Origin of the sequence: Streptomyces scabiei 87.22 (genome assembly GCF_000091305.1) — a bacterium.
In the GTDB taxonomy this organism is placed as follows: domain Bacteria; phylum Actinomycetota; class Actinomycetes; order Streptomycetales; family Streptomycetaceae; genus Streptomyces; species Streptomyces scabiei.
On sequence record NC_013929.1, the window covers coordinates 7,004,978 to 7,023,429 of the forward strand.

Sequence of the window (18,452 nt, forward strand, 5' to 3'; positions counted from 1 at the left end):
GGACGGCACCATCCTGCCCTCCGCTCTAGCGGCGCTTCAGCGCCGCTCCCTACGGTCCGGCCGGTGCCGTCCTCGGGTGAGCGGCGGCGATCACCGAAGGAGGTGCCATGGAGATCCCGGTACGGCTGCGGCGGGCCCGCTCCGCACTACTGCTGATCTTTCTCGTGCACGGTGCGGTCTTCGCCCTGCTGGTCACCCGCATCCCGGCGATCCAGGACCGGTACGACCTCAGCGACGCCGAACTCCCGCTGTTCCTCGCCGCCGTACCGATCCTCGCCGGCGTCGGCAGCGTCACCGTCTCGCGCGTGGTGCGCCGGGTTCCCGCGCCCGTCGTGGTCCGGATCGTCCAGCCGGTCATCTGTCTGGCGCTGACCGGCGTAGGGGCGGGCGACCAGGTCTGGCAGCTGGCGGCCTGTCTGGCGGTCTTCGGACTGCTGGTGGGCGCCATGGAGGCGGGCCTGAACATGACGGGTGTGGCGATCCAGCGCGGCCACGGGCGCAGCATCATGCTCGGTTTCCACGGCGCCGCGAGTCTCGGCGGCATCCTCGGCGCCCTGTTCGCCTGGGCCGGGGCCTACTGGGACTTCTCCCTGCTCACCCTCTTCGCCGGCACCGTCGCCCTGCTGCTGCCGTGGGCGATCGCGGCCGGCCCCCGCCTCACCGCGCGGCCGGACGGCCAGGACGAGGCGACCGGCGCCGCTACCTCTGCCCGCGCGGCCTCCCCGAGGCCGCGCGGACGGCGTGGCGTCCCCTGGAAACCGCTGCTGCCCCTCTGCGTGATCATGGCCGTGTCCGTCGTCGCCGACTCCACCGCGACCAACTGGAGCGCCAAGTTCCTGGAGGACACCCTGCACAGTTCGGAGGCGATGGCGACCGTCCCGTACGGCCTCTACATGGCGGCCACCCTGCTGGGCCGTGCCCTCGGCGACGGCTGGGTGCAGCGGTGGGGGACGGTCGCCGTGGTGCGCGCGGGCGCTCTGCTCGCCGCGGTGGGGTTCGCCGTCGTCGCCGCCGCGCCGGAACCCGTGACCGGCGCGCTCGGCTTCGCCGTACTCGGCGCGGGGCTGTCCGTGATCATCCCGCAGGTCATCGTGATCGGCGCGCAGCGGCTGCCGGGCGCGCAGGACACCGCCGTGGCACGCGTCAACCTCTTCAACTACGTGGGCTTCCTGATCGGCCCGCCCCTGGTCGGAGCCGTCGGCGCGGCCGTCTCCTACCGCGCGGCGATGTGCGTGCCGCTCCTCCTCGTCCTCGGCGTCCTCCTGATCGCCCGTTCCCTGGCCGCCCCGGACACGGCGGCCGACTCCTCCGCGCGCGTCCCGCGTCCGGAGGCGACGACGACCACCGTCGGCTGACGGCGCCACGCTTCCCCCGGCGTGCCGCCCGGCGCGGCCGTGCCCCGACTGCCCCAACGGCAGCCGGGGCATGCCCGTGTCCGCCGCCCGGCCAAACGGGCCGGCCCGGCGCGGAACGGCCGCGGTCCCCGCCGGGCCCGCACTCGCCTCCCGCGCGCGCCCGGTCTTTAGCAGGGCCAAAGCGTCAGGGCCGACGATCCCCGCAGGGCGGATCCCGGGACCCCGGCCGTGCGGCCTCGCCGCACGGCCGGGCCCGGGTGAGCCAACCGACCGATGGGAGAACCATGCGCTGGGAAAGCGTCTACGTGGCGGGGACGGGGGCCTGGCTCCCCGAACCGCTCTCCGCCCGCGCCGCCGTGGAGGCGGGTGAGTACGACCCCGAGCAGTTCGAGGCGGACGGTCTGCTGTCCGTCCGGGTGGCCGGTGAGGACATCGCACCACCCGACATGGCGGTACAGGCCGCCACCACCGCGCTCAAGCGGTCCGGTCTCGCCCCCGAGGCCGTACGTCTGCTGCTGCACAACTACGTCTGGTTCCAGGGCCAGACCATGTGGCCCGTGGCGTCGTACGTCGCCGACCACGCCGTCCACTGGAATGTGCCGGCGTTCGAGGTGAAGCAGGAGTGCAACGCGGCCATCGGCTCGCTGGAGCTGGCCGCCCGGCAGCTGACCACCGAGCCGGACGAGGCCGCGGCGGTGCTCACCACCGCGGACCGCTTCGCCGAGCCCCTGATCAACCGATGGAGCGCCGAGGCGGGCCTCGTCTACGCCGACGGCGGCACCTCCCTGGTGCTCTCCAACCGCGACGGCTTCGCCCGGGTGCTGTCGACCGTGACCCGCGCCGACAACCGCATGGAGGCGCTGGCCAGGGGAGCGGGCCTCACCCCGCTGCCCACCCAGGAGCCGTACGAGCACGCCGGCCGCTTCGCCCACTATCTGCGCTCCCGGGGCGGCAACATCCGGGAGGCCACCGACCGGCTGGTCGCCATGGTCAAGGGTGCCGTCGACGACGCCCTCGCGGAGTCCGGGACGAGGCGGGAGGACCTGGCGCACGCCGTCATCCCGACCGGCGGCCGCAGCAAGATGCAGTGGCAGGCCGAGCAGTTGCTGGGAGTGCCGCAGGAGCGCACCACCTGGGAGTTCGGCCGCCGTACCGGCCACCTCGGCGCCGGCGACCAGTTCGCCGCGCTCAACGACCTCGCCGAGACCGGCGCGCTGCGTCCGGGCGAGCGGGTGCTGATGCTCTCCGCGGGCCCGGGCACCGCCAGCTGCGCCGTCCTGGAGATCCTCCGCACCCCCGGCTGGACGACTCCGGCCGCCGAACCTCAGACCCCCGAGGAGCAGCGATGACCGCGACCGTGATCGGATCCTTCCCCGGCACGGCCCTGATCGACGACGCCGTCGGCACCGAGACCGCCCCCCGCGTCGACAACGCCGCCGAGGTGTTCCTGACGGCCGCCGCCGCCCGCCGGCCCGACGCCCCCGCCGTGCGCGACCGCTACGGCGTGTGGACCTACGCCGAACTCGACGCCGCCGCCGACTCCTTCGCCCGGATCCTGGACGGCCGCGGCGTCAAGGCCGGCGACCGGGTGCTGGCCCGCGTCGGCAGCACCCGCGAGTTCACCGCCCTGCTGTACGGGACCTGGCGGCAGGGTGCGGTCCTGGTGCCCGTCAACCCGGGCATGAAGGCCTTCCACCTCCAGTCGGTGCTCGCCGACTCCGAGCCCTCGCTGATCGTCGTCGAGGACGCCGAGCGCGACGGCGCCGACGGCCTGGTCTGGCCGGCCGGGGTGCCGGTCGCCGTCGTCTCCGAGCTGGACCTGTCCGGTCCGGCCGACCCGGCCGCCCGCACCCAGACCGAGGTGCCCGCCGACCGGCTCGCCCTGCTCATCTACACCTCGGGCAGCACCGCGGCGCCCAAGGGGGTGGCCTGCCCGCACGGACCCGTGGCGTTCGCCGCCCGCGCCATCGCGGCACGGCTGGAGTACCGCCCCGACGACATCGTGCTCACCGCCGTCCCCCTCTCCTTCGACTACGGCCTCTACCAGGTCTTCCTCAGCGCGCTCGCCGGTGCCGAACTGCTGCTGTCGGGCCCCGCCGACCACGCCCGGCTGCTCGGTTTCGCCCGGGACCACGGGGCGACCGTCGTCCCCCTCGTGCCGTCGCTCGGCGAACTGCTCGTCAAACTCGCCTCCCGCGACCAGCGGCCCACCCGGATCCGCCTGTTCACCAACACCGGCGCCGCCCTCAACCCCCCGCTCATCGCCACGCTCCGGGAGACGTTCCCCGGCGCGTCGGTGGCACCCATGTACGGCACCACCGAGTGCAAGCGGATCACCATCCTCGAACCCGACGGCGATCTGGCCCGCCCCGGCTCGGTGGGGCCCGCGCTGCCCGGCACCGAGGTGCTCGTCGTCGACGACGACGGACGACCGCTCCCGACGGGGGAGACCGGCGAGATCGTGGTGCGCGGCCCGCACCTGATGGCCGGCTACTGGCGTTCCCCCGAGCAGACCGCCCTCCGGTTCCGGCCGGGTGCGGACGGCGGCCCGGTCACCCTGCACACCGGCGACTACGGCCGGCTCGACGAGGACGGGCACGTCTACTTCCAGGGCCGCCGGGACGACCTGTTCAAGCGGCGCGGCTCGCGCATGAGTTCCGTCGAGATCGAGGCCGCCGTGCTCGACATCGACGGCGTGCGCGAAGCGGCGCTGCTCGTGCCGGAGGACGACCGCGACATGGTCCTCTTCGTCGTCGGCGAGAGTCCCGACGTCGACGGGGAACAGGTGCTGGCCCGGCTCGGGGACCGCCTCGAAGCCGCCAAGGTGCCGGACGTCTGCCACGTGCTGGCCGCCCTTCCCCTCACCCCCAACGGCAAGACCGACCGCAAGGAGCTGCGCCGGCAGCTCATGGAGGGCACCTATGTCCACTGACCGCGACCGCACCGGGTCCCCCGGCGACGACATGACGGTCCGCCGGCTCGTCGAGCAGTACGGCAGCCCCCTGTACGTCTACGACCTGGCCCGGGTGCGCACCGCCCTGGAGGACCTGCGGGCCGCCCTGCCGCAGCCGTCCCGCGTCTACTACTCGCTGAAGGCCAACTCGCACCCCGATCTCGTCGCCGAACTGCGCCGGGGCGGCGCCCGCGCCGAGGTGACCTCGCGCGGCGAACTGGCCGCGGCCCTCGAAGCGGGCCACCCGGCGGCGGAACTGATGTACTCCGGCCCCGGCAAGGTCCCGGCCGAGCTCGACGAGGCGATCGCGGCGGGGATGCGCACCTTCTCCGCCGAGTCCTTCGGCGACCTGGACCGGATCGGAGCCGCCGCGGACGCCCACGGCGTCACCGCGGACTGTGTGCTGCGGATCAACGCGGCCGGGGCACCGGGCGAGGGCGGCCTGCGGATGACCGGGGGCCCCTCCCAGTTCGGCTTCGACCTCGACGATCTGACCGCGCACGGTGCCCGGCTCCTGGTGAAGGGCGTCCGGATCATCGGGATGCACTTCTTCCCGCTCACCAACGCCAGGGACGAGGACGGTCTGCTCGCCGAACTCGCCCAGAGCGTGCGTACCGCCGCGAGCCTCCGGGACGAACTCGGCATCCCGCTGCACCTGCTGGACCTCGGCGGAGGCTTCGCCGCCCCGTACGCGACCCCCGGCGAACGGCCCGCCTACCCCGGTCTGCGCTCGGCACTGTCCGCCGTGCTCGACGAGAGTCTGCCGGGCTGGCGCGACGGCGAACCGGTGGTCGCCTTCGAGTCCGGCCGCTATCTGGTGGGCGACTGCGGCCGGCTGGTGAGCACCGTCACCGACGTGAAGAACAGCCGCGGCAACACCTACGCGGTCCTCGACGCCGGCATCAACCACCTGGGCGGCCTGTCGGGCCTGGGCCGGCTGCTGCCCCTGTCCGCCCGGCCGCTGTCCGGCCCCGGCCCGGCGACGGACGAGGTCGGCGACCGGGAGCCCGCCTTCGTCACCCTCGCCGGTCCGCTGTGCACGCCCGCGGACATCCTGGCCCGCGCGGCCGACCTGCCGGGGCTGCGCCCGGGCGACCTGCTGGCCTTCCCCAACGTGGGCGCCTACGGACTGTCCGCGAGCCTGCTCGGCTTCCTCGGCCACCCGGCGCCCGCCGAACTCGTCGTGGACGGCGGCGAGACCGTCTCCGCCGGCCGCCTGGCCCTGCGGCGCCACCCCGTCTCCCCCCTCACCGCATCCCGTACGGAGGACACCACCGCCATGACACAGACGACCACGGGCACGACGCCCGCCGGTACTTCGCAGGAGGCGGCCGCGCCCTGGGACCCGACGTACGCGGCCCTGCTCCTGGAGGCCCTGCCCCGGCTCGCCGCCCAGGGCGAGCTGAAGCCCGACACCAGCCTCAAGGCGGCGGGCCTGGACTCCCTCGCGATGGTCGAGGTCCTGGTCCGGGTGGAGGAGACGTTCGGCATCGCCGTCCCGGACTCCGAGCTGATGGCCGACACCTTCGCCACCCCCGCCTCGCTGTGGCGCGTGGTGTCCGCCCTGCGGGAACAGTCCGTCGGCTCGGCCTGACCCCGAGCGACCAGAGAAGGAGACCCCATGAAGTGGGAAGGTGTGTACGTGGCGGGGACGGGGGTGTGGCTGGGCGAGCCCGAACTCGCCCGGTCCGCCCTGGAGTCCGGCGCGTACGACGCGGAGCAGTGCGCGGCGGACGAGATCCTGTCCGTCTCCGTCGCCGACGAGTCCATGGCCCCTCCGGACATGGCCGTCCACGCCGCGACGACCGCGCTCAAGCGGTCCGGGGCGGACGCGGCCGACGTGGATCTGCTGATCCACAGCGGCATCTGGTTCCAGGGCGTGGAGATGTGGCCCGCGGCCTCCTACGTGGCCGGGCACGCCCTCGGCCGGGGCATGCCCGCCTTCGGTCTGGAACAGGAGTGCAACGGCGGTCTCGGCGCACTGGAGATCGCGGCCCGCCAGGTCGCCGCCGGCCCGGCGACCGGAGCGGCGATGGTCACCACGGCGGACCGGTTCGGCGCGCCCCTGGTGCGCCGGTGGAGCAGCGAGCCCGGCTTCGTGTACGGCGACGGCGCCACCGCGCTGCTGCTGTCCGCGCGGGGCGGCTTCGCCCGGCTGGTGTCCACGGCCACCGGCGCCGACAACTCCCTGGAGGCCGTGGTGCGCGGCCCCGGGCTGCGCCCCCTGCCCTCGGGCGAACCGCTGGACCTGCTGGGCAGGGTGGGGCACTACATGCGCGCCCACGGCGGGGTCCGGGAGGCCACCGAGCGGGTCGCGGCGGTGGTGAACGACGTGGTGGACACCGTGCTGGCCGATGCCGGCATGGCGAGGACGGACGTCGACCGGGTGGTGGCGCTCGCCAGCGGGCGCAGCCGCCTGGAGTGGCAGCTGCCGCAGTTGCTCGGCATCCCCGTCGAGCGCTCCACCTGGGAGTTCGCCCGCCGAGTGGGCCACCTCGGCGCCGGTGACCAGATCGCCGGGCTCAACGACCTGGTGGAACGAGGGGAGTTGAGCCGGGGAGACCGGGTCCTGCTCGTCGGCGGCGGTTCCGGGTTCAGCTGCACCTGTGCCGTCCTGGAGATCCTCGACGTACCGGACTGGGAGCCCTTCCGCAGCGACGAACGGTGACGGGCCGAGGGGACTCACCGGGTGCGCGGGCGGGAAGGATCCGCCTGTCACCTCCGCCCGCCACCTCCCCTCCGGCACCTTCCATCTGCCGCCCGCCACCTGCGACTTCAGCGGCGCTCCAGTGGCCCGCCCGATACTGCACTGTTCGATCCGCCCGGGTCGTACGGCCGGGCCGATCCGTACGGCCGGGACGGCCGCCCCGGCCGTACGCCTCGACACCGAGGAGAAATACATGGTGATGACCGAATCCACCGGCGCCACGAGAAGTTCCACCCCCCTCGCGCTGCGCGTCGCCTGGGGCCTGCTGGCGGCGTTCCTGCTGCTCTGGGACGTCTTCGAGGTGCTCAAGCACATGGGCTGGGTGATCCCGGGGGCGATCCTCGGCGCGGCCCTGCCCTTCCTCGCCCGGACGCCCGGACTGGGCGGGGCCCCCGAGCCGGGCCGGCTGGCCCCGAGGGCCGTCCCCCTGCACAACCTGCTGAACCGTGCCGTGATCCCGTTCGCGATCATGGTCGTCTTCTCGTTCCTCGGGGACGGCCCGGAGGACATCGCGGCCCCCTTCACCTTCGGAATGAGCTGGCTCACCAGCATCGCGTTCGCCCGCGCCCTCGGCTTCGGCCTGCGGACACCGGACGGCTGGCAGCGCTGACACCAGCACGCCGGCAGCACTGACATCAGCACAGCCGCAGGCCCGCAGCCCGTCCCCGGGGCCGCGGGCCCGCTTGCTGTCGTGGGTGCGCCGCCCGGGTCGGTACAGAGCGCCTTTATCGCTGCGCAAGGCGCCCCTGCGACTGTCGGCCGACAGCCCGACACGTCTGTGAACCGAAGAAGCCTCGGAGGCCACACCATGGACACCGCCTCAGCGTCCCCCGCCGGGAACGGGACCGACACCGAGACCGCGTACGAGTACCCCTTCCACCGCCCCTCGGCGGTGGAGGTGCCCCCCGTCTACGAGGAGCTGCGCGCCAAGTGCCCGGTCGCCAAGGTCCGGCTGCCCAGCGGCGACGAGGGCTATGTGGTCAGCCGGTACGACGACGCCCGCGTCGTGCTGGCCGACCCCCGCTTCAGCCGCGCGGCGATGCTCGACGAGGGCGCCCCCCGCCTCACCGCGGCCCCGCCCATGCCGGGCAGCCTGTTCACCATGGACGCGCCCGAGCACACCCGGGTGCGCCGGCTCGTCTCGCGCGAGTTCACCGCGCGCCGGGTCCAGAACCTCCGCCCGCGCATCCAGCAGATGACCGACGAGCTGCTGGACGACATGGAGAAGCTCTCCCCGCCGGTCGACCTCAACCCCGCCTTCGCCTTCCCGCTGCCGGTGATGGTCATCTGCGAACTCCTCGGCGTGCCCTTCGAGGACCGGGACCGCTTCCGCGGCTGGTCCGACGCGTTCGTCTCGCTCACCGCGCACACCGCCGAGGAGGTGATGGAGCAGCGGATGTCGATGGTCCAATACCTCGCCCAGCTGGTGCAGCGCAAGCGCGAGGAGCCCGCCGACGACCTCATGAGCGCCCTCGTCGCCGTCCACGACGAGGACGGCGACCGGCTGAGCGAGCACGAGCTGATCACCATGGGCATCACGCTGCTGGTCGCCGGGCACGAGACCACGGTCAGCATGATCGGCAAGTGCGTCCTGACCCTGCTGCGCCACCCCGAGCACCTGGCCGCCCTGCGCGAGCGCCCCGAGACGATCGACCAGGTCGTCGAGGAACTGCTGCGGATCAACCCCATCGGTGACGGCGGCCCCTTCCGCGTCACCCTGGAGGACGTCGAGATCGCCGGCACCACCATTCCCAAGGGCAGCGGTGTGATCGCGGCCGTCGCCTCCGCCAACCAGGACCCGGAGCGCTTCGGGGCGGACTCCGGCGTCTTCGACCCGGCGCGGTCCTCGGCCGGTGCCCACCTGGCGCTCGGCCACGGCGCACACTTCTGCCTGGGCGCCGCCCTCGCCCGCGCGGAGCTGCAGATCGCCGTCTCCTCCCTGATCCGCCGCTTCCCGCGGCTGGCCCTGGCCGACGAGGTCGGCAACCTCAGCCTCACCAGCGGCATGATGGTGCACGCCCTGAGCCGTATGCCCGTCACCTGGTGACCTTCGCCGGTGTCGCCGGCGAACAGACCGCTGCCCGGGTCCCTTCCGAGGGACCCGGGCAGCGGTCTGTGGTGGGCGCTCCGCGCTCAGGGGCGGCTGGCCGGCTGCCGCACCACCCGCGGGGCCACGGGGGCACCCGGCTCCTGCACCTGGAAGTACGCCCTGGCCAGCACCTTCTGCTGGAGCGCCTGGTTGCGGTCCACCACCCGGTACAGGGACCGGCGGGCCAGGCCGCCCAGCCGTCCGTCGAGGGCGAAGAGACGCTCCTGGCGCAGCTGGAGGGCGCGGGAACGGCGTACGGCCTCCTCCCGCGAGCGCTGGAACTCCTCGCCCGCCCGGACCAGCGCGGCCGCGCTGTCGTCGGCGAGGGCCTCCCCGACCAGGGGTGCCAGGGTGACCGCGTCGATGATCGCGTGGTTGACGCCCTGCCCGAGGATCGGGGTCAGGGTGTGCGCGGCGTCGCCCATGAGGACCAGACCGGGCATGGACCAGCGGGGCACCACCGTGGTGAAGATGTCCAGCATCGAGGTGTCCGACCAGGCCTTCACCTCCTTGCGCACGGTGGTCGACAGTTCGGGAGCGAGCCGGTCCAGCCGCTCGTGCAGCGCGCCCAGCCCCTGGGCCCGCAGGTCCTTCAGGCCGCCCTTGGGGATGTTGAGTCCCACCCGCACGCTGTCCGGATGGGTGGGGATGAACAGCCCGTGCTCACCGCCCCGGATACGGATGCGGTACGTGTGGCTGTCCCACTCCTCGGGGAAGGGCAGCCGCAGCCAGACGACGTCCCGGTCCAGCGGCTGCTTCTCGTACGGCAGCCCGGACATCTCCCGGACCTTGCTGAACCGTCCGTCGGCCGCGACCGTCAGCGCCGCCCGTACGACGAGGTCGCCGTCGGGGGTGCGGGCGCGCACACCGGTCACCGGTCCGCTGTCGCCCTGCTCCCGGAGCAGGGCGACAGCGGTGGCGGACTGACGCAGCGTGAAACCCGGGTGCTCCCGCCCGGCGTCGGCCAGGGCGGACAGCAGAGCGGGCTGCGGAAGCTCCACGGGGTAGGGGTGGGGGTAGCGGAAGTCGGAGAAGTCGACGCTCAGCACGGTGCTGCCGGAGTCGATGATCTCCATGTGGTGCATCTGCGCGTACGTTCCGTCGAGCCGGTCGAGCAGACCGAGCCGGTCGAGCAGCCACACCGAGTCCGGGGACACCGACTCGCCGCGGAAGGAGCGGTTGAAGTGTCCGCTCTGCTCCAGGACCACCACCGACACGGAACGCTTGGCGAGCTCCACGGCCAGTGTGAGCCCGGCGGGACCTCCTCCGACCACGCACACCTGTGCGGTCAGCTCTGCTGTCATCGTTTTTGCTGCCTCTCCAGCGGAGTCATGGTCGCCCGATGGTGGGACCGCGGGCTAAAGCTCCCCTTGCAGCCGCTGCCGTCGGTCCAGGTCACGCGCGGGCACGTGCGACGACTCGACCCGGACCTTCAGCGCGTCGGTGAGGTGCCGGAAGCCCTGTTCGGACGGGGTGATGACGGAACCGGCGAACGGCACCAGCAGACCGCTGAAGCGCTCGGTCTGCACCACGTCGGTGCCGCCCTCGCGCGCGATCAGCTCGAAGCTGTGCACCCCGTCGAAGACACCGGGCACACCGAACCGGCCACGCCAGCGCAGCAGCCGCCCCGGCTCGCTCTCCAGCACGGTCGGCGTGAACACCATCTCCCGTCCGCCGTCGGGCAGCCGGAACCGCAGGGTGAGCCGGGCGCCCGGCTCGGCCCGGCCCGAAGCCTCCACGAGGAAGGGGTTCCACTCGTGGAACCGTTCGAAGTCGGTGAGCACCGACCACACCTGGTCGACGGTGCTGTGGATGTGCACGGCGGACGAGATACGGCGCATGACGTTCCTTCCGGGACGGACTGCGGTGAACACGGGCGCGACGAAGCGGCCCCGTGACGGTCGTGCGGACGAAGAGGGGGCAGGGGCGGGAGGCGGCGGGACCGGGACGGGGCGGCCGGTGTCCCGGCGGCGGGGCAGGGCGCGCCGTGAAGGGCCTCGGGAGCCGACGCTACCGGCCGAACCCGGACCGGCGCGGTCCGCGGGCCTCCGGCTCTAGCACGACCTTAGCGCCGGTCAGCAGGGTCCCCTCCGGACGCTTCAGTGAGAATCCAGCGCCCTGCCCGACGCTTGGCGTACGCGTCCCGCCCCCCACGGGCGCGAAGGAAGGAATACCCATGTTCTCGGCTCTGGGCTCGGCCCTGCACCGCCGGCGGATCGTCCTGCTCCTGCTGACCCTCCTGGTCACCGCCCTGGCCACCGTGTACGGCGGCACCGTGGAGGAGAAACTCTCCAACGGCCTGTCCGACTACGACGATCCGGGCGGCGGCAACGTCGCGGCCCGCGAGATCATCGAACGGGCCACCGGCATCGACCCCCAGCAGGGCCACCTCTTGCTGGTCCGCACCGACGAGCGGCTCGCCGAGGACACCGCCCCGCCGAAGGCCGTCACGGCCGCCGCGGAGCTCCTGCGGTCCCGCCCCGAGGTCGAGCAGGTGCTCGACTACACCTCCCCGGACGGCGCCGCGCTCATCTCCCGCGACGGACGCAGCACCGTGGTCGTCGGCGCCACCGGCTCCATGACGGACCAGGAGAGCGCCCGGGCCGTGGAGGCCCTCCAGAAGGCCATCGACGACGATCCCACCCTGCGCGACCGTACCTGGCTGGGCGGCGCCACACCCGGTCACGTCCAGGTGGCCGAAGTGTCGAGCACCGACCTGGGGCAGGCCGAGCTCCTCGCCACGCCGGTGATCCTCGTGGTGCTCTTCGTGGTCTTCCGCGGACTGGTCGCCGCGCTGGTCCCCCTGCTGGGCGGCATCGTCTCCCTGCTGCTCACCATGGCGGGCCTGCGCGTCGCCACCGAGTTCATGAACGTCTCCACCGGCGCGACGAGCCTCGCCTTCGCCCTCGGCCTCGGTCTGTCCATCGACTTCGGACTGCTGCTCGTCTCCCGCTACCGCGAGGAACTCGCCGAGCACGGACCGGGCGCCGAGGCTGTCCGGCGGACCGTCGCCACCGCCGGCCGCACCGTGCTGTTCAGCGCCCTCACCGTGGCCGCGGCCCTCGCCGCGCTGATCGCGTTCCCGCAGCCCTATCTGCGGTCCATGGGACTGGCCGGCGTCATCACCGTGGTGTCCGCGGCCCTGTTCGCCCTCCTCGGACTGCCCCCGCTGCTCGCCCTGCTGGGCAAGCGGATCAACTCCCTCGCCCCGCGCCGCTGGCAGCGCACGGCCGGTGCCGCCCGCGCCACCGAGGGACGCTGGTACCGCGTCGCGCAGGCCGTGATGCGCCGCCCCGCCGTTTTCGCGCTCGCCGCCACGGCCGTACTGCTGCTGATCGCCTCGCCGCTGCTGGGCGTGCGCTTCACCGGGGTGGATCCCACCCTCCTGCCCGAGGAGACCAGCGCGGGCAAGGTGGCCGCCGTGCTCGACGAGGACTACGACGCGAGGGCCACCTCGCCCCTGCAGATCGTGCTGGAGACCGACGGCGCCCCGGACACGGCGCGGCTCGCCGACTACACCGAGCGGATCGGCGCCGTCCCCGGAGTCAGGTCGGTGGGCACCCCCGTCGAACTCGGCGACCGGTACTGGGAGATCGACGCCGTCCTGGCCGAGGACCCCCTGACCGACTCGTCCAAGGACGCCGTCGGGGCCGTGCAGGACCTGGCCGCCCCGTACCCCGCCCGGTACACCGGCCGGACCGCCGACTTCCTGGCGCAGCGTCAGAGCATCGCAGACGCCCTGCCCCTGGCCGGCGGCATCCTGGTCGTCGTCACCCTGCTGCTGCTCTTCGCCTTCTCCGGCTCGGTGGTGCTGCCGCTGAAGGCCCTGCTGATGAACCTGCTGTCCACCGGCGCCGCCTTCGGTTTCCTGGTGTGGGTGTTCCAGGACGGCAACCTCGGCTTCGCCCCGCAGACCGGGCTCGAGGCCACCACGCCCGTCCTGGTCTTCGCGCTCGCGTTCGGCCTCTCCACGGACTACAACGTCTTCCTGCTGAGCCGTATCAAGGAGGCCAGGGCCCAGGGCCTGGACAACCGCGAGGCGGTCGCCCAGGGTCTGTCCCGCACCGGCGGGATCGTCACCTCGGCCGCGGTACTGTTCTGCATCCCGGTGGGCGCGCTCGCGATGTCCCGGCTGGTGTTCATCCAGGAACTGGGCCTGGGCGCGGCGTTCGCCGTCCTCATCGACGCGACCGTGGTCCGGGCCTTCCTCGTCCCCTCCCTGATGGCCCTGCTCGGCGCGGCCAACTGGTGGGCCCCGGCCCCCCTGCGCGCCCTGCACCGCGCCCTGCGCCTGGACCGCATGGAGCACACCGAGGCCCCCGAGCCCGCCCCCGCGCCGGCTCCCGACAGGACGTCCGCACCCGTCGGCTGACGACGGCCGGGCGGTACGACCCGGGCCCGGGCGCCCCGCGAGGCCCCGGGCCCGGCTTCCTCGTGATCACCCACGTACGACGCGTCCACGACGACGAAAGGCCGCCCGCCATGCCGAAGGTCAGTGAGGCCCACCGGGACGCCCGGCGCCGGCAGATCCTGGACGCCGCCCGTGCCGTGTTCGCCGAGAAGGGGTTCGTGCGGGCCTCCACCGGTGACATCGTCGCGCGGTCGCGGCTGTCCAGCGGCGCGATCTACAGCTACTTCCCGAGCAAGGACCATCTCGTGCGGGCCGTGTGCGAGGACACCATCGACCGGGCCCTGGACCATGTCACCTCGCCGAACCTGTCCGCGTCGCCGGAACGCGTCCACGGCAGCGGCGACGGGCGGGAGCACGCGCGGCTGATGGCTCAGATCTGGGGCGAGGCGGCCGTCTCCCCGAGCCTGGCGGAACAGGTCCGCCGCCATCTGGCCACCGCCCACGAGAAGGCCGCCGGCCTCATCCGCGACGAACGCACCGGGCACGGCCTGTCCGGCGACCCGCACGCCACCGGCGCGGCGAACGTGCTCCTGGCCCTCCTCACCGGCTACACCCTGCGCCTGGCCATGGGCGACGAGGCCAACCCCGACGCGTACGTCCGGGCGATCCACACCCTCATCAAGACGCCCTGACCGGTCAGGGCGCGGGCGGCAGCCCCAGCCGCACGGCGGCGAGTCGCAGGGCCTCCACCACGGCCGCCGTCCGGGGCTGCGGGCCGGACGGCGAGGCCGGCCAGACCGCGGCGATGCGGCGGTGACCCGCGACCTGGACCGTCGGCAGGGCCACGGTCTCCGGCGGGGCGTCGGCGAGGGCGAGCGTGGGGACGACGGCCGCGCCGAGGCCCGCCCGGACCAGCGCGAGCGTGGTCGGGAACTCCAGGGCCGTGTGCGCCCTGCGCGGAGTGAAGGCGTACTGGCCGCAGATACGGTCCAGGGCGCGGGAGCAGGCCGTCCCGGCAGGGGCGGCGACCCAGGGGCGGTCGGCCAGCTCCCGGACCGAGCGGGGCGACGGCGACCAGTCGCCGGGGGTGATCACCCGGTACGCGTCGTCGGCGACCGCCGCGGACGCCAGGTCGCGCCCCTGTGCGTCCGGGCCGGGATCGTCGCCGTCGTACTCGACGACCAGCAGGTCCACGCCGCCGGTGCGCAGGTCGCGCAGCGCCCCGGGCCCCTCCGCCTCCACCACCCGCGGTTCCAGACCCGGATGGGTGCGGGCGAGCGTGTCGAGGGCGGGGACCAGCAGATGGCACACCGCGGAGGAGAACGCGGCGACCGTCACCGGCCCCGTCGAACGGCCCGTCAGCTCGGCGAGTTCCCGGCGGGCCTCGGCCAGTTCGTGCTCGATGCGTCCGGCCCGCGCCGCCAGCAGCCGCCCCGCCGGGGTCAGCCCCGCCCGGCGCCGCGAACGGTCCACCAGCGGCTGGCCCACCTCCCGCTCCAGCTGCGCCAGATGCTGCGACACGGCGGAGGGCGTCAGATGCAGCACCTTCGCCGCGTCCACCACACCACCGCGCAACGCCACCGCACGCAGGACGCGCAGCCGGCGAGGGTCCAGTTCCATAAGCCGTACTGTTGCTCTGCTTCAGTAATTCTTGCTTGTGGTGTAGTGACACTGCAGAGAAGATGAGGTCATGAGCGAGCACAGCGAGGACCGGAACGGGAACGGCGGCGCACGGCACGGGGACGACGGCCGGAGCGCGGGCGGCGAGCAGTGGCGGATCCGGTTCGACGCCGAGGTGACCTTCGGCAACGGCGGCGGGCTGCAGACCCGGGGCTTCCTGCTGGACGTCCCGGACCCGGAGATCGGCGACGGCGCACTGGCCGAGCTGTTCGTCCGGCATCTCGGGCTGCTCATGGTCGACGAGGTGCGGGTCACCGGCCGGGAAGCGGTCCGGGAGCCGCACAAGGGCTCGCGGGGTGTGCCGGGCACCGCCGGCGCGGCGGGGACGTCCCTGCGGGAGGCGGGCGGCCGCCGGGTCGTCGACCTCAGCCACACCATCCGGCACGGCATGACCACCTACCCCGGGCTGCCCGGCCCGGAGATCGGCGAGCACCTGACCCGGGAGGCGTCCCGCGCGGTGTACGCGCCCGGCACCGAGTTCGCCATCGGCCGTATCTCGATGGTGTCCAACACCGGCACCTACATCGACAGCCCCTTCCACCGCTTCGGCGGCGGACACGACCTCGCCGGACTGCCGATCGGCACGTTCGCCGACCTCGACGGCGTGGTCGTCCGCGTCCAGGACACCGGGAGCCGGGCCGTCGGGCGCGAGGCGCTGCTGCCGTACGACGTCTCCGGGCGGGCCGTGCTGATCCACACCGGCTGGGACCGGCACTGGGGCACGGACCGCTACGGACACGGCCACCCCTATCTCACCGCCGACGCCGTCGCCCTGCTGACCGAACAGGGCGCCGCCCTCGTCGGCATCGACTCCCTCAACATCGACGACACCGACGACGGCACCCGCCCCGCCCACACCGGCCTGCTCGCCGCCGGCATCCCCGTGGTGGAGCACCTGCGGGGCCTGGAGCAACTGCCGCCGCGGGGCTTCCGGTTCCACGCGGCGCCCCCGGCCGTCGAGGGCATGGGCACCTTCCCGGTACGGGCCTACGCGGTGCTGGACGACGCCTCCGGCACGGACCCCGCGCAGGCCGGACCGGGCCCTGGGCTGGCCGGGTGACCGATCTCGACATCAGGCGCGTGGACGCCACCGCGAGCGACGAGGAACTCGAAGCCTGGCGGTACGTCCACAACATCATCATCCCCCCGCACCCGCTCTCGCTCGACGACGTCCGGCAGCGGGCCCGGCGCAACGACCTGGAGCTCGCGTACGCCGACGGCGTCCTCGTCGGCAACTCCACCGTCCGCCCGCCCGACGGGGACACGGCGACGGCCGTGGTCATCGCGCGCGTGCTCGCCGAACACCGCGGGCGCGGCTTCGGCGAGCGGCTGTACGAGCGGGCACTGCGGCGGGCACGGGAACGGGACGCCCGGGTGATCGAGACCTGCGTCCTGGCGTCGAACGAGGACGGTCTGCGGTTCGCGCTCGGGCACGGCTTCGTGGAGACCGAGCGCTATCTGCTCGACGGCGACACGATCCCGTACATCGACCTCCGCCTCGACGGGACGCGGGCCTCCTAGAGCTTCCCCGCGATGTCCATCGCGGCCACGTACCCGAACGTCATGGCGGGCCCGATCGTCGACCCCGCGCCCGCGTAACTGCGGCCCATCACGGCGGCGCTGGCGTTGCCCGCCGCGTACAGCCCGGCGATCACCGAGCCGTTCGGGCGCAGCACGCGGGCCCGGGCGTCGGTGAGGAGGCCGCCCTTGGTACCGAGATCGCCCGGCACGATGCGCAGGGCGTAGTAGGGCGGCAGCCACAGGGGCGCCAGACAGGAGTTCGGGCGTACGGACGGGTCCGTGTAGTAGTGGTCGTACGCGCTGTCGCCCCGCCCGAAGTCCGGGTCGTCCCCGTGCCGGGCAAGGGAGTTGAAGCGGTCGACGGTGGAACGCAGGGCGGCGGCGGGGACACCGATCGCGCCGGCCAGCGCGTCGATCGTCCACGCCTTGTGAGCGGCCCCGGCGTCGTACCACTCGTCCGGGAACGGGAAGGTCGGCAGGATGTCCTTGAACAGGTACCGGTTGCGGTAGTTCTGGTCGACGATCAGCCAGGCCGGGATGTGCGAGGCGGACGAGGTGTCCTTCTCGTACATGGTGTGGACGACATCGCTGTACGGCCCCGCCTCGTTGACGAACCGTGCCCCGGCCCCGTTGACCAGCAGCCCACCGGGCAGGGTGCGTTCGGCGAGACAGAACCATGCCTGGCCCGGGGTGTCGATGGCGGGCCCCCACCAGGCGTCGTCCATGAGCGCGAGATCGGCACCGGCCCGCTGCCCGGCCCGGATCCCGTCCCCGGTGTTCTCCTTCGCGCCCACCGTCCACCGCGTCCCCACGGGCTGCTCCTGGTACTGCGCCCGCATGGCCGCGTTGTGCTCGAAGCCGCCGGAGCCGACGATGACGCCGCGCCGGGCACGGACGAGTCCGGGGGAGCCGTTCCGGCTGACGACCACACCGGTCACGGCCCCGTTCTCCGTGTGCAGTTCGGTCAGCGGGGTGTTGAGCCACACCGGGACGTCGGCGCGGAGCAGCCCGGTCCGCAGCCCGCCCGCCAGCGCCTGCCCCATGGTGAGCGGCTTCTGTCCGAGCAGCGCGGCCTTCGTGCCCCGCGCGAGGCACTCGGTGGCGACGGCCAGCCCCTTCGCGCTCACCGTGGTCAGCGCGAGCCACTTGTAGTCGGCGCTGAACACCACCATCCCGGCCGGCGTCGCCAGATACGCGGGATTCAGCCGGGCCAGCTCCTCGCCCAGCAGGTTCCCGTCGAACTGGTCCGGCTCGATGGACCGTCCGTTCGGCAACCCGCCCGGCAGCTCCGGGTAGTAGTCGCTGTACCCCTCCATCCACCGGAACCGGAGCGGGCTGTTGGCCATGACGAACGACAGCATGGCGGGCCCGTGGTCGAGGAACGCCTTCTGCCGGTCGGCGGGGACCTCGTCCCCGACCACGGCCGCGAGGTACTGGGCCGCCTTGGCCGGCGTGTCCGGCACCCCGGCGGCCTTGATCACACTGTTGTTGGGCAGCCAGATCCCGGCCCCCGAGCGCGCCGCCGACCCCCCGAAGGTCGGCGCCTTCTCCACGACGACACAACTCAGGCCCTGCTTGGCGGCCGTGAGCGCGGCGGTCATCCCGGCCGCCCCGGAGCCGACGACGACCACGTCGTAGGTGCCGAGCAGGGGAGGGGCGGCTGCGACGGCCGGACTCCCCACGGCCCCGCCGGCCGCGACGGCGATCCCCGCCCCCGCCGCCGTGCCGAGCACCCGCCGCCGACTGGGGCCGGCCTCCGCCCCCGTACGTCTCCCGGGATCCGCGCTCTTGGACAT

At 73.5% G+C, this 18,452-nt stretch carries 15 protein-coding genes; 11 read left to right on the forward strand and 4 right to left on the reverse strand.

Annotated features, from left to right (window positions below; translation table 11 throughout):
- The first annotated feature begins 107 nt into the window (after nt 1–107).
- From SCAB_RS30190 to SCAB_RS30220, 7 genes are all read left to right on the forward strand, one after another.
- The gene (locus tag SCAB_RS30190) at nt 108–1,355 is read left to right on the forward strand and encodes an MFS transporter (protein ID WP_013003895.1); all 1,248 of its coding nucleotides are present in this window, start codon (nt 108–110) and stop codon (nt 1,353–1,355) included.
- 284 nt (nt 1,356–1,639) lie between these two features.
- Nucleotides 1,640–2,704 (forward strand): ketoacyl-ACP synthase III family protein, encoded by a 1,065-nt coding sequence (locus SCAB_RS30195; RefSeq protein WP_013003896.1) that lies wholly within the window; start codon nt 1,640–1,642, stop codon nt 2,702–2,704.
- Nucleotides 2,701–4,287, forward strand: a complete 1,587-nt coding sequence (locus tag SCAB_RS30200; protein ID WP_013003897.1) for a class I adenylate-forming enzyme family protein — start codon at nt 2,701–2,703, stop codon at nt 4,285–4,287. The genes SCAB_RS30195 and SCAB_RS30200 overlap by 4 nt, the downstream gene beginning before the upstream one ends.
- Nucleotides 4,277–5,902 (forward strand): phosphopantetheine-binding protein, encoded by a 1,626-nt coding sequence (locus SCAB_RS30205; protein WP_013003898.1) that lies wholly within the window; start codon nt 4,277–4,279, stop codon nt 5,900–5,902. Before SCAB_RS30200 ends, SCAB_RS30205 begins: the two co-directional genes overlap by 11 nt.
- Before the next feature lie 27 nt (nt 5,903–5,929).
- Nucleotides 5,930–6,976 carry a ketoacyl-ACP synthase III family protein gene (locus SCAB_RS30210; protein WP_013003899.1) on the forward strand — a complete coding sequence of 349 codons (1,047 nt, stop codon included), beginning with the start codon at nt 5,930–5,932 and terminating at the stop codon, nt 6,974–6,976.
- Between the two features lie 232 nt (nt 6,977–7,208).
- Nucleotides 7,209–7,625 (forward strand): hypothetical protein, encoded by a 417-nt coding sequence (locus SCAB_RS30215; RefSeq protein ID WP_013003900.1) that lies wholly within the window; start codon nt 7,209–7,211, stop codon nt 7,623–7,625.
- A gap of 198 nt (nt 7,626–7,823) precedes the next feature.
- Nucleotides 7,824–9,062 carry a cytochrome P450 gene (locus tag SCAB_RS30220; protein WP_013003901.1) on the forward strand — a complete coding sequence of 413 codons (1,239 nt, stop codon included), beginning with the start codon at nt 7,824–7,826 and terminating at the stop codon, nt 9,060–9,062.
- An 86-nt stretch (nt 9,063–9,148) separates the two neighbouring features.
- Here the strand turns inward: SCAB_RS30220 and SCAB_RS30225 are convergent, their stop codons facing one another.
- Together SCAB_RS30225 and SCAB_RS30230 are read right to left on the reverse strand one after the other, a co-directional pair.
- Nucleotides 9,149–10,408 (reverse strand): FAD-dependent oxidoreductase, encoded by a 1,260-nt coding sequence (locus tag SCAB_RS30225; RefSeq protein WP_013003902.1) that lies wholly within the window; start codon nt 10,406–10,408, stop codon nt 9,149–9,151.
- 54 nt (nt 10,409–10,462) lie between these two features.
- Entirely contained in the window at nt 10,463–10,945 is a 483-nt protein-coding gene (locus SCAB_RS30230; protein WP_041669827.1) for an SRPBCC domain-containing protein, read from the reverse strand.
- A 335-nt stretch (nt 10,946–11,280) separates the two neighbouring features.
- Here SCAB_RS30230 and SCAB_RS30235 point away from each other — a divergent pair, with 335 nt between their 5' ends.
- Together SCAB_RS30235 and SCAB_RS30240 are read left to right on the forward strand one after the other, a co-directional pair.
- Nucleotides 11,281–13,476, forward strand: coding sequence for an MMPL family transporter (locus tag SCAB_RS30235; protein ID WP_013003904.1), 2,196 nt, complete (start codon nt 11,281–11,283; stop codon nt 13,474–13,476).
- A gap of 110 nt (nt 13,477–13,586) precedes the next feature.
- Nucleotides 13,587–14,147 (forward strand): TetR/AcrR family transcriptional regulator, encoded by a 561-nt coding sequence (locus SCAB_RS30240; protein WP_037725125.1) that lies wholly within the window; start codon nt 13,587–13,589, stop codon nt 14,145–14,147.
- Between the two features lie 4 nt (nt 14,148–14,151).
- Here SCAB_RS30240 and SCAB_RS30245 read toward each other — a convergent pair whose 3' ends face one another.
- A complete protein-coding gene (locus tag SCAB_RS30245; RefSeq protein ID WP_013003906.1) occupies nt 14,152–15,075 on the reverse strand; it encodes a LysR family transcriptional regulator in 924 nt (307 codons plus the stop codon).
- 70 nt (nt 15,076–15,145) lie between these two features.
- Here SCAB_RS30245 and SCAB_RS30250 point away from each other — a divergent pair, with 70 nt between their 5' ends.
- Nucleotides 15,146–16,195, forward strand: coding sequence for a cyclase family protein (locus SCAB_RS30250; RefSeq protein WP_013003907.1), 1,050 nt, complete (start codon nt 15,146–15,148; stop codon nt 16,193–16,195).
- Nucleotides 16,192–16,656 (forward strand): GNAT family N-acetyltransferase, encoded by a 465-nt coding sequence (locus tag SCAB_RS47850; RefSeq protein WP_013003908.1) that lies wholly within the window; start codon nt 16,192–16,194, stop codon nt 16,654–16,656. Before SCAB_RS30250 ends, SCAB_RS47850 begins: the two co-directional genes overlap by 4 nt.
- Here SCAB_RS47850 and kstD read toward each other — a convergent pair.
- Complete coding sequence (gene kstD / locus SCAB_RS30260) at nt 16,653–18,452, reverse strand: 3-oxosteroid 1-dehydrogenase (protein ID WP_049875792.1); 1,800 nt, start codon at nt 18,450–18,452, stop codon at nt 16,653–16,655. The genes SCAB_RS47850 and kstD overlap by 4 nt on opposite strands.